We start from the raw sequence: 11,000 nt of genomic DNA on the forward strand, positions 1-11,000 counted from the left end.
TGTTTGATAATCAAGAAACCGCCAACTGATGTTTGCGAGCATGTTCAATCTGCGCCCAGGCTCCCGCGGGAACGCGTAACACTGCCTCTCTGAACGACTCGCCCGTATGCTTCGCCAGCACCAGCAGGTCGTTGATAAAAAAGTGCTGGTCGAACGCTTCCCCGTACAAATAGCTGTATTGGCAGAAAATCAGGCGATCAGCCGGTTCACTGATCCCCCACTGCACCGCCTGACGATACCTGGGAATAAAATCCGCAAACCGCTCGACATAAGGACGCTCACAGTCAACCACACCGGATTCGACCAGTGTCGCCAGAAGCTCGTCTGGTTCGGTATGCGCCATCAACGCATCTATCTCCGTCTCTTCAAGACGAGTCACGATCGAACGACAGATGCGCGAATCAGCGTGCGACTCGTTGCGGATGCGTTGCCAGTCCGGATATCGCCCGCGATAGAGCCATTGCTCGATCGGCGACATGAACATGCCGCTTACCTCCTTCCCCCATGCGCCAAGCACCGCTTCGATATTGCGCGGATCGAAGTAGCGCACCATGGCCGTCATGTTGTCGCCAATGTCGGCAAACAAAAAGGCTTGCAGATGCGTGACCAACGAATCCAGATCGACGCGGCTCCAGATCAGCGACAGGCAGGGCGTGTGCAGATCGACCTGACTGAGTGCCTCCGCCCAATCCGCCTTCCTGTCCTTGATCCGAACGATGTATAGCGAAGCAGGGCCGGCTTCCTCTTCAGGAAGTCCGGCATATAGGGAGCGAAACGCAGCACCCGAGTCTTTTAGCAACCCATGAATCCGTTCCGGCCGAGCGGCCGCATCCACGAGACCGAACAGACGGGCATCCGATGGCCGATTCCGGCTGGCGGTTAACACTTCGCTCATCACGCAATCTCCACGCGGTTGGCATCGACATCGGCGTCGACGCCACGGTGAAGGTTCAGATCCAGCGCGACCTTCACCGGATCGAAACCCAGCCACTGGCAGCGCTCGTCGTTGCCAATGAACACAACGCGCGGCCAGAAATAGCCGCCCGGCGCATACTCACGGAACCAGGGCACCTTGAACCAGCATCGGCTGTCGTGGATGAAATCGTCGTACAGAGCAACCACGTCATGTTGCGACAGAAGTTTGGCGACAGCAGTGTCCGAGGTGCTTTCCCGCATGAACGGCAGAACCTCCTGAAGCGGCTGGAGAACGAAGTCATCGGTGGGACTGAATCCGATCATCAGCGTATGCCCACTGTTGACGCGGCTGAGCATGCCCCGCTGAACCATCGACACCTCTGGCGAATCGGAAGGCGCCGCGTGTTTCACGCGCGGAGAATCCACCGGCAAGCTTCGATCGATTTCCCAACGCGGGCGTTGTTCGGGGTTGAGATAGCCCAGCAACAACCGCATTTCCTCTGCGCCGTAGAGAAGATCACGTTTGTCGTTCGTGGCAATGTCCGCCGGCGATTCACCGGGCCGACTCGTGTTGGGTCGCAGGCCGGATGGCGCGTTGGGATGTGCAATCTCACCCGCCAGTTCTCGAATCCGCTGCTGCTGCTTCGCTTCGAGGTCTTTGATCTCGTCGCGCAACTCGCGCATCTCGGAGAGCGAATAGGTACCGTTAACGCCGCTACTGGACTGGTTTTTGTTCTTGGCCTCGCTAAGCTGCCGGGTCAAATCCTGGTATTGAGGATCGGTCTTGCAGGCTTGATCGACCGCGTTGCTAACCTGCACCGGCGACTTGGGATCCTCTTGCGCGCGCTGATAGAAGTCCCGCTCGGTGACGTAGTAACCCGTTCCGATCTGCGCACGCAGCGTGCGCCACGCGAGCAGTTGACTCATGCCGAAACGCATCGCGTCTTCCAGCGTACTGATCGGAGGAGTGGCCGCGCGCCATGCGTTGAACTTCTCGATCGTGGCGGGATCGATTTCGAAGTCGGCGGCTAGGTCAGTGTTCTTGAGGAGTGCATCCCCGGTCATTAGCGGCACCCCACGTTTGAGCGCCGCAATATACATGTCATGCAACGGTATCTGACTGAGCTTGCATGAATCCAGTCCCTTTCCGTTTCTACCGCAGCCCTTGCCCTGTTCACCCGGGCCGTAGCCCCCGCCCACATCGGAATGCACGCCGGGATAGGCCACCTCTACGCGACGGTCATCATCTGAGTAGTGCGCTCCCATACGAATCGAATCGAGTGCAAAACTCATGCGTTGTTCATGGATGGAAAACGCATGATGGCAATACTGGACCTCTTCCGGAACATTCATGGCTCCATTATCGGCAAACGCCATGCCCCCGTGTTTGAACGCCCACGAAAGCGACGAATGGCCAGCAAAGGAGGCAAAATTGAACATGCTGCGCACCGAGTCGGGCAAACCAACCGCCGCCACGGTATCGAACAGCCCCATGAAGTTGACCTTGTAGGGCAGCGCATACTTGCCTTCGCCCTCTCCGAGTTTGCCGCCCGGTGCCCATTCCTTGATGAGTTTGTGCACGAACGCGCGGGCCTCGGCGGCGCCTCGTGAAAAACCGATGACATTGACCCAGACCTGCCTGACCGTTTGCGGATAGCGCCCGTCATCCACTGCGTGAGTGTGCGCCACGTTCAGGCGATGGAGACAGGACTTGAAGCTTTCTATCACCGTGGTGTGCGCGTCGCATAGCTTTCTGGCCGAATCGTCATCGATCAATTGCGAGGTCTTATCGGAAGCAATCGCAAAATACACTGAATTCAGCAGGCGCGTGTAGGCCCATACACAGCGGTTATCGAACCCGGCCGCCACCGCCTTGCCATCTTGGGAATAGAAATCTTCGCCGATTTTAGGGAACGGCGTACCGACGCCGGGGATGTACCATACGAACATTCCGTTTTCCGGGGAATCGATTGCTGCATTGAACAACCGCGCCACGTTGGTATGGGTCTGCGCTTTCGAATCTCGCCAAACGTCATTCTCCTTCGCATCGTTGTTGTTCGTGCCGTCAAAAAACAATGTGACGTGCAGCGTCTGCGGGCAAGACATCTTCGGATCGACCACCAGCAACCTGCCGAGTTGGGACGCGCTTTGACTTTCCGAAAGGCGGCCGCCTTCCGGCATTACATCAGGCCACTTTATGCTCATCGTGCATTTTCTCCCTTGCGGTATAACCGATTCCATTCTTCATCCAACGAGCCTTTAACAATCAGCGGATCGTCGTCGGCCGGACGATTGTTCGGGTTGTTGCCGCCGTCATGATTTCCATCCACCACCATCAAACGCACCCGATCGTCAGGCAGAAAGATCAACCAGGCGCCCGCCGTCTTGTTTGTGTCGTAGTGTGCTATCCGAACGTTCTCGGCTTTGTACCAGTAACCGGGTGTCTTGCCGTCCTGCTTCTTGTCGGCCAGCCAGCGCACCGTCAACCTGAGATCGGGCCGCCACACGGCGGGATAGGTCAGGCAACAGGTTGCTTTGCCTCCACCTGATGGATGTCCGTCTTCTTGAATTGGCATCACGTTAGGCCCGCCACCATGTACGCCCGAACCTTCAGGCCCCTGGATTTCGGCGGTATGGATGTACCACGGCGTGTAGTTCAGCATCTTCACGTCGCCGCTATTCATCGCCCTAGAGTCCTTGTCGGACCATGACCTGGCGCCATTGCACGCCGCAAGCGACGCAAACAGCGCCATCACAGCAAAGCGGTGAAACAATTTGAGTAAATATCTCATACGGTTTTTCTTCTTTGAGTTAGCGCAGTGCGAACGCCAATCACAGTGTCTTTAAATCGGATGCCAGTAACCTGCCGAGTTGAGACGCGCTTTTGCTTTCCGAAAGGCGGCCGCCTCCCGGAATCAATCCAGCCCACTTGATGCTCATCGTTGTAGTCCTCGCACTACGCCATTCGGAAACCGTTCGTTCCACTCCGTGTCCACCACGCCTTTCACGATCAGCGGATCGTCGTCGGGCGGACGTTTGTCTGGGTCATTGCCGCCCTCCTTTCCATCCACGACCATCAAACGCACCCGGTCGTCAGGCAGAAAGATCAACCAGGCGCCCGCCGTCTTGTTTGTGTCGTAGTGCGCTATCCGAACGTTCTCCGCCTTGTACCACTTAGCTGGCGACTCAAGCGTCACATCGCCCGGCGTGATCTGGCGCGATACGGTGAGCGCGTGGATGTGCTCCTCGTCGATGCGCTTGTCCTCGGGCGCGTGATAGCGGATCGTGTCGTATGTATTGCCGTGCTTCTTGTGCGAACCCGGCGAATCGCATAGCACCAGCGTCATGCCGTCGAAGTGGTAGTAAATGCCCCACTCGCTCCAGATCTGGCATAAGAAGTCATAATCCGTCTGCCAGAACTGTCGAACATAGTCGCGCTTCGGAAACACGTTGTTCTTGAGCGCCACGGCGGCCACGCGCCAGTTCCACGGGAATTTGAAATTGCGGCTCTTGAAGACCGCTTCGGTTATCTCAATAACATTTAAATTCTGGAACACGCGATTGTCGATGCTCTGCGTCGTCATCCAGAGCCATGGCCGCACCGTGAAGCGGTAATACGCGCGCCGCTCATCGCTGCCCGTCTGCTCGACTTCGGTGATGATGCCGTTGATGATGCGCACGCCCGCGCCGATATTGCCCGCGCCCAGATCGCCAGGGAGCCCCGGAACGAAGGTTCCTTTACCTTCGAATTCGACCGAAATTTCGATTAACCTACCGATGAGGTCATCCGGTTTGATCGCTTCACGCGCCTGATAGACGCGGAAACTCGGAATATCGAGCGTGGCGAATTCGACCTGATATTTAAACAGTTCGCCCAGCGCTTCGGTACCGCTCAAGCGTTCAGGGATCAGCACGTCCTCACCACCCCACAAGGGCAGCGCCTTGCACACGACCTTGAGCGTGCGATCTTGCAGCGGATTGAACATCGGGTACGGCTCCCTGGTTATTTTGATTGAAGTCACGGTCGAGGCCGTGCGGGGATTAGTGCTTTTTTACTTCGTTAAATTAATTTTTAGCTATGCAGATTATGTCCGAATAGTATGAATCGATTGTTAGAATTTCGACTGTGAGATTTGTCAAAATTCGAGCATCCCTCAAATGCCGGCGATTCCGTACGCTGCATACGGTTGCCCAAAACCCACCCCGGCCTCTCGTGTCGTCCATCGCGAGCCTGCTGCGCGGCTTTGCGCTGCATCGCATTAATCGCGGCAATGGCCGCCCGCTCAACTCACCGACAGCTTTGACCGCAAGCGCGTGATAGCGCGATTGCCGCCACGCTCATGCTCGCAAGCGCAGCATTCTCGCTACCGCACCGCACCATCCCGCTGACCAGTCAGTACATTCCCCACCAGACATCAAGCCCTTGATTTAAAACACAAATCCCCCATCCACCACACGCCATGCCGTTTTTGTGACAAACAATGTCGGCTCGATGGTAGCCCTCTATCCCCGCTCCGCTTTATCGTTGAGCCCATAGCAGTTCAAACACAAACACGGCTCTCCACGAAGAGCTCAGGAGACATAGTGGAAACCCTTGCCTTCATCTGGGACAACCTGGCGAGCATCGCCAGGATGACCGGCGAGCACATCGAGATCGTCGGAGTCGGCGTCGGACTGGCGATCGTCACGGGCGTGCCGCTCGGCATCGCGATCACCATCAACGAACGCTTCGCGAAGATCGTGCTGTATGTCGCGGCGATCATCATGACGATTCCATCGGTCGCGCTCTTCGGGCTGATGATCCCCATTCTCTCGGTCATCGGTCAGGGCATCGGCTTTCTGCCGACGGTCATCGCGCTCTTTCTCTATTCGCAGTTGCCGATCGTGCGCAACACGTACACGGCGATCACCAACATCGATCCCGCATTGCGCGAAGCGGCGCGCGGCATGGGCATGACCACCGGCGAGCGCCTGCGCAAGGTCGAGATTCCGATTGCGCTGCCGATCATCATGGCCGGCGTGCGCATGGCGGTGGTGATCAACGTCGGCATCGCGGCGATCGCGGCGTATATCGGCGCGGGCGGGCTCGGCAAGCTGATCAGCCGCGGCATTTCGCAGTCGGATCCGCGTCAGTTGATCGCGGGCGCGATCCTTGTCTCCGTGCTCGCGATTGCCGCCGACATCGGTCTTTCATGGGTTCAACGCTTCCTCACGCCCAAGGGTCTTCGCACACCTTCCCGCGCGGCCAGCCTCGCGCTGCGCCTCTCCGCCATGACGGGCTTTCGCAAACAAACCGGACACGCGCAATAAATCATGATCGAGCTTTCCAACCTTACCAAGCGATATGACGGCGCGGCGAGCCCGGTCGTCGACGGCATCAACATGGAAGTGGGCGCGGGCGAGATCTGCGTGCTGCTCGGACCGTCGGGATGCGGCAAGACCACGACGCTCAAGATGATCAACCGTCTCGTGCGCCCCACGTCCGGCAAGATCTTTCTCGAAGGACGCGATACCGACGAGTTCGAAGTCGTCGAACTGCGCCGCCGCATCGGCTATGTCATTCAACAGATCGGGCTCTTTCCGAACATGACGGTCGAGGAGAACATCTGCGTAGTGCCGACGCTGCTCGGCTGGGACAAGACGAAGGCGCGCCGGCGCGCAGCCGAACTGCTCGAAATCGTCGCGCTCGATCCCGCCACGTATCTCACGCGCTATCCGAAGGATCTTTCCGGCGGCCAGGCGCAGCGTGTCGGCGTGGCGCGCGCGCTCGCCACCGATCCGCCCGTCATGCTGATGGACGAGCCCTTCGGTGCAATCGATCCGATCAACCGCGAACTGATCCAGGACGAGTTTCTGCGCATTCAGAAGCAGGTCAAGAAGACGATCATGTTCGTGAGCCACGACATCGACGAAGCAGTGAAGATGGCCGACAAGATCGCCATCTTCCGAAACGGTCATCTCGAACAGTTCGATTCGCCCGACAACATTCTCGCGCGCCCCGCCACGCCTTTCATCGCGGGCTTCGTCGGCACGGATCGCGCGTTGAAGCGGCTGCGCCTGCTGCGCGCCCGCGATGCGCTTTCCGCTTGCGATTGCCTCGTGCGCGTCGGAGAAGACAGCACGCGCGCCCGGGCGATGATGGAGCGACACGGCGTCGAACAGATCGTGCTCGTCGATGCCGCGGACAAGCCGCACGGCTATCTCACGATCGATCGCCTGCTGAAGGTCGAAGGCCCGGTCACGGCGGCGCACGCACTGCCGGTGCAGGCCACCGCGAGCCAGAAAGACGACCTTCGCACCGTCGTCTCGACGATGTTCGCAAGCGGCGCATCGTGGATGCCCGCTGTCGATGACGACGGCCGCTTCGTCGGCTATGTGAGCCAGGCGCGCATCGTCGACATGTTGAAGCTGCCCGCGGGAGAGCACGCATGAAACGCGGTCTGTTCTTCGCGCTCTTCGCTGCGCTGAGCACGCAGGCGCATGCGGATAGCTGGTGGGAAAGCATCGTCCAGTATCGCAGCGACATCGTCTATCAAGGCATGCACATGATGATGATGGTCGCGGTGGCGGGCGTGCTCGCGATCATCGTCGCGATTCCGGCGGGCGTCTATCTGAGCCGTCCGTCGCAAAAACGCGGCGCGGCCATCGTGATGCAATCGCTCAATGCGGGGCAAGCCGTGCCGAAGCTTGCGCTGCTCGCCCTCGCGATGAGCGTGATGGGCATCGGCGCGGTGCCTGCGATCTTCGGCTTGTGGGTCGCGACATTGCTGCCCATCGCGCTGAACACGTATGAAGGGCTGCGCGCGGTGCCCCCCGCGTTGATCGAAGCCGCGACGGGCATGGGCATGACGCCGTGGCAGATTCTCTGGCGCGTCGAGCTTCCCAACGCGCTCTACGTGATCTTCGCGGGCATCCGCACGGCACTGGCGATCACGGTCGGCACGGCGCCGCTCGCGTTCCTGATCGGCGGCGGCGGGCTCGGCGAGCTGATCTTCACGGGCATCGACCTGAACGATTTCGGCATGCTGCTCGCGGGCGCCGTTCCCACCGCATTGCTCGCGATCCTGACCGATGCCTTCGTCGGCCAAATGCAGCGCCTGCTCGTGTCGCGCGGCGTGAATCCGCAAACTTGAACACTCCACCTTGAGAGAGACCATGAGAAAGTTATTCGCAGTATCGTTCGGCATCCTTATTTCGATGTTCGCCAGCGTTTCGGCGAGTGCGGCGTCGGTGGTCGTCGGCGGCAAGAACTTCACCGAGCAGCAGTTGATGGCCGAGATGACGGCGCGTTATCTCGAAGCGAAAGGCTTCACCGTGACGAAGAAAGACGGCATGGGCAGCGCCGTGCTGCGTCAGGCGCAGGAAAACGGTCAGGTCGATGTCTACTGGGAATATACCGGCACGTCGCTTATCACCTACAACAAGATCAGTGACCGCATGACGCCCGAGGAAACCTACAAGAAGGTCAAGGAACTCGACGCGGCCAAGGGCCTGGTGTGGCTCGATCCGTCGAAGGCGAACAACACCTATGCGTTCGCCATGAATCAGGACGATGCAAAGAAACTGGGCATCGTCACGATGAGCGATCTCGCGAAGGCGATCAAGGGCGGCAAGGAACTCACGTTCGCGTGCAACTCCGAATTCTATGCGCGCCCGGACGGACTGCGTCCGCTGCAAAAGCAGTACGGTTTCGAATTCAGTCAGGGCGACGTGAAGCGCATGGACACGGGCCTCACGTATCAGGCGTTGAAGGATCGTCAGGTGGATGTCGCGCTCGTCTTCGCCACGGATGGCCGCGTGCCCGCGTTCAATTTCGTCTTGCTGAAGGACGACAAAGGCTACTTCCCCTCTTACGCGCTGACGCCGGTGATCCGCAAGGCGACGCTCGATGCGAACCCGAAGCTCGGTCCGCTGCTCAACGCATTGTCGGCGAAGCTCGATGCAGCGACGATGGCGCGTCTCAACGCCAGCGTCGACGTGCAGAAGAAATCCTTCTCCGATGTCGCGACCCAGTTCCTCAAAGAGTCGGGCCTGATCTGACCACGCGTAGCCACAACCAGGGACCGACCTCATGACCACGATAAAGGTGGCGGCCGCGCAAACCGAAACGGCCTACGGCGACATGCATGCGAATCTCGCGCGGCATTTCGATCACATCGGCGAGGCGAAAAAGCGCGGCGTGCATCTGCTCGTTTTTCCCGAGCTTTCCTTGCATGGCCACAGCGGCGGCAAGGACGCATTGAGTCTCGCGATGACCCGCGACGATCCTGCCATCCATCAACTCGCCGAAGCGAGCGCGGGCATGCATGTGATGTTCGGCTTCATCGAGGAAGCGCCGGGCGGGCAGTTCTACAACAGCCAGGCGACGGTCGCGAACGGCAAGCTCGTTCACGTGCATCGCAAGACGATGCTCGCCACTTACGGCAAGCTGCGCGACGGTCTTTACTTCGCTGCTGGCCCGAAGCCCGAAAGCTTTGCGATCGACGAGGCCTGGCGCGTGGCGACGCCCATCTGCAACGACCTGTGGAACCCCGCGCTGGTGCACGGCCTCATGTGCGACGGCGTCACGCTGCTCGCCGCGCCCATCAGTTCGGCGCGCGAGGCCGTGGGCGAAGGCTTCGACAATCCATCGGGCTGGGACATCAACCTGCGTTTTCATGCGCTCACTTACGGCGTGCCGATCGTGATGGCGAATCGCGTCGGCACCGAGGGCATGATGACCTTCTGGGGCGGCTCGCGCATTCTCGATCCCTTCGGCAAGACGATCGCGCAAGCAGAAGGCGAAGACGAATGTCTCGTCGTCGGCGAACTCGATTACGACGCGATCCGCCGCGCGCGTTTCCTTCTGCCGACCGTGCGCGACGCGCGCATCTACGCGCAACGAACCTGAACGAAACAACTCATCACCATGCGCGATTTTCTTTTGAACGATGCGGACCGCGCTTTTCGCGCCGAAGTCCGCGACTTCCTGCAACGCGAGCTCGCACCGCGAGCCGCGGATATCGAAGACCGTCAGGATTGGGATGCGGTCAGGCATGTCGTGCGCGCGCTGGGCGCGGCGGGCTATCTGAAGCTGATGTTTCCCGATCTCTATCGCGGATCATTGAAAGAGCCGGGCCTCACGCACGCGACGATCCTCTCCGAGGAAGCGTCGTATCTCAACTACGCATTCGAAACGACCATCGCGACCGCGCTGTCATGCGCGTATCCGCTGCATCGTCATGCGAGCGCGCGGTTGCGCGATACGTATCTCACGCCGATTCTCGAAGGTACGGCGATCGGCGCGATCTGCGTGACCGAGCCGAATGTCGGCAGCGACTCGGCGGGCATGGAGACGCGCATCGATTTCGATGCAGCGCGCAACGAGTGGGTCATCAACGGATTCAAGCGCTATATCTCGAACGCGTCGGTCGCGGATGTCTATATCGTGTACGGACTGACCGGCGACGGCATGACGGCGGTCGCCGTGCCGAAGCATGCGCCCGGCATCAGCTTCCCGCGTAACTACACGTTCATGGGGCGGCGCGGCTGCATCGTCGGCGAAGTGAAGTTCGAGGATTGCCGCGTCCCCGCCGATCATCTGCTCGGCGAACAAGGCGGCGGCTTTCGCATCATGCGCGGCATGTTCAACTTCGAGCGCGCGATACTCGGCGGCTCGGGTCTCGGCGTCGCACGCAGCGCATTCGATATCGCGACGGCGCATGCGCAAACGCGCCAGTCCTTCGGGCAGGCGCTCGGCTGCAAGCAGCTCATCTGGGACAAGATCGCGCGAATGAGCTGGCGCATCGATGCGTCGGAACTCATCACGTATCGCGCAACGAAGATGTACGACGCCGGCGCGGACGGCAAGGCGCTCATGAAGGAAGCGGCGATGGCCAAGCTCGTCGCGACCGAGACCGCCAACTATTGCGCCGATGAAACCGTGCAGATTCTCGGCGGCGACGGCCTCACGAAAGAGTACGGACGCGCCGAGCAGCTTTATCGCGACGCGCGCGCGCTGACCATCGTCGGCGGCACGTCTGAAGTCGCCAAGTATCTGATCGCGGGCCGCGATCTTCCCGACATCCGCATCACACTTTAAAAGA

Annotated in this window: 10 protein-coding genes; 6 read left to right on the plus strand and 4 right to left on the minus strand. The window is 59.7% G+C overall.

Annotated elements, in window-relative coordinates:
• Positions 1 to 10: 10 nt before the first annotated feature.
• The 4 genes from LY284_RS32920 to LY284_RS32935 form a co-directional block, all read right to left on the minus strand.
• Positions 11 to 895, minus strand: coding sequence for a DUF4123 domain-containing protein (locus tag LY284_RS32920; RefSeq protein ID WP_233390774.1), 885 nt, complete (start codon positions 893 to 895; stop codon positions 11 to 13).
• Complete coding sequence (locus LY284_RS32925) at positions 895 to 3,120, minus strand: DUF2235 domain-containing protein (protein WP_233390776.1); 2,226 nt, start codon at positions 3,118 to 3,120, stop codon at positions 895 to 897. Before LY284_RS32925 ends, LY284_RS32920 begins: the two co-directional genes overlap by 1 nt.
• Entirely contained in the window at positions 3,117 to 3,707 is a 591-nt protein-coding gene (locus LY284_RS32930) for a DUF3304 domain-containing protein (protein WP_233390778.1), read from the minus strand. The genes LY284_RS32925 and LY284_RS32930 overlap by 4 nt, the downstream gene beginning before the upstream one ends.
• Before the next feature lie 144 nt (positions 3,708 to 3,851).
• Positions 3,852 to 4,865, minus strand: coding sequence for a contractile injection system protein, VgrG/Pvc8 family (locus tag LY284_RS32935; RefSeq protein WP_233390780.1), 1,014 nt, complete (start codon positions 4,863 to 4,865; stop codon positions 3,852 to 3,854).
• 634 nt (positions 4,866 to 5,499) lie between these two features.
• On the opposite strand from LY284_RS32935, the gene LY284_RS32940 reads away from it, so the two are divergent.
• From LY284_RS32940 to LY284_RS32965, 6 genes are read left to right on the plus strand one after another with little or no spacing between them, the layout of a single operon-like run.
• Positions 5,500 to 6,225, plus strand: coding sequence for an ABC transporter permease (locus LY284_RS32940; protein WP_233390789.1), 726 nt, complete (start codon positions 5,500 to 5,502; stop codon positions 6,223 to 6,225).
• Between the two features lie 3 nt (positions 6,226 to 6,228).
• Entirely contained in the window at positions 6,229 to 7,347 is a 1,119-nt protein-coding gene (locus tag LY284_RS32945) for an ABC transporter ATP-binding protein (RefSeq protein ID WP_045460208.1), read from the plus strand.
• Entirely contained in the window at positions 7,344 to 8,048 is a 705-nt protein-coding gene (locus LY284_RS32950; protein ID WP_014252115.1) for an ABC transporter permease, read from the plus strand. The genes LY284_RS32945 and LY284_RS32950 overlap by 4 nt, the downstream gene beginning before the upstream one ends.
• 22 nt (positions 8,049 to 8,070) lie before the next feature.
• Complete coding sequence (locus LY284_RS32955; protein WP_233390791.1) at positions 8,071 to 8,955, plus strand: glycine betaine ABC transporter substrate-binding protein; 885 nt, start codon at positions 8,071 to 8,073, stop codon at positions 8,953 to 8,955.
• 31 nt (positions 8,956 to 8,986) lie between these two features.
• Entirely contained in the window at positions 8,987 to 9,805 is an 819-nt protein-coding gene (locus LY284_RS32960) for a nitrilase-related carbon-nitrogen hydrolase (RefSeq protein ID WP_233390793.1), read from the plus strand.
• An 18-nt stretch (positions 9,806 to 9,823) separates the two neighbouring features.
• Complete coding sequence (locus LY284_RS32965) at positions 9,824 to 10,996, plus strand: acyl-CoA dehydrogenase family protein (protein WP_233390795.1); 1,173 nt, start codon at positions 9,824 to 9,826, stop codon at positions 10,994 to 10,996.
• Positions 10,997 to 11,000: the final 4 nt, after the last annotated feature.

It is taken from the genome of Caballeronia sp. PC1 (assembly GCF_021353155.1).
Classification (GTDB): domain Bacteria; phylum Pseudomonadota; class Gammaproteobacteria; order Burkholderiales; family Burkholderiaceae; genus Caballeronia; species Caballeronia cordobensis.

Excerpts from the sequence above, each read along its gene's own strand:
- LY284_RS32920 (WP_233390774.1), bottom strand. The coding sequence starts at position 895 with ATGAGCGAAGTGTTAACCGCCAGCCGGAATCGGCCATCGGATGCCCGT.
- LY284_RS32925 (WP_233390776.1), bottom strand. The coding sequence starts at position 3,120 with ATGAGCATAAAGTGGCCTGATGTAATGCCGGAAGGCGGCCGCCTTTCG.
- LY284_RS32930 (WP_233390778.1), bottom strand. The coding sequence starts at position 3,707 with ATGAGATATTTACTCAAATTGTTTCACCGCTTTGCTGTGATGGCGCTG.
- LY284_RS32945 (WP_045460208.1), top strand. The coding sequence starts at position 6,229 with ATGATCGAGCTTTCCAACCTTACCAAGCGATATGACGGCGCGGCGAGC.
- LY284_RS32950 (WP_014252115.1), top strand. The coding sequence starts at position 7,344 with ATGAAACGCGGTCTGTTCTTCGCGCTCTTCGCTGCGCTGAGCACGCAG.
- LY284_RS32955 (WP_233390791.1), top strand. The coding sequence starts at position 8,071 with ATGAGAAAGTTATTCGCAGTATCGTTCGGCATCCTTATTTCGATGTTC.
- LY284_RS32960 (WP_233390793.1), top strand. The coding sequence starts at position 8,987 with ATGACCACGATAAAGGTGGCGGCCGCGCAAACCGAAACGGCCTACGGC.
- LY284_RS32965 (WP_233390795.1), top strand. The coding sequence starts at position 9,824 with ATGCGCGATTTTCTTTTGAACGATGCGGACCGCGCTTTTCGCGCCGAA.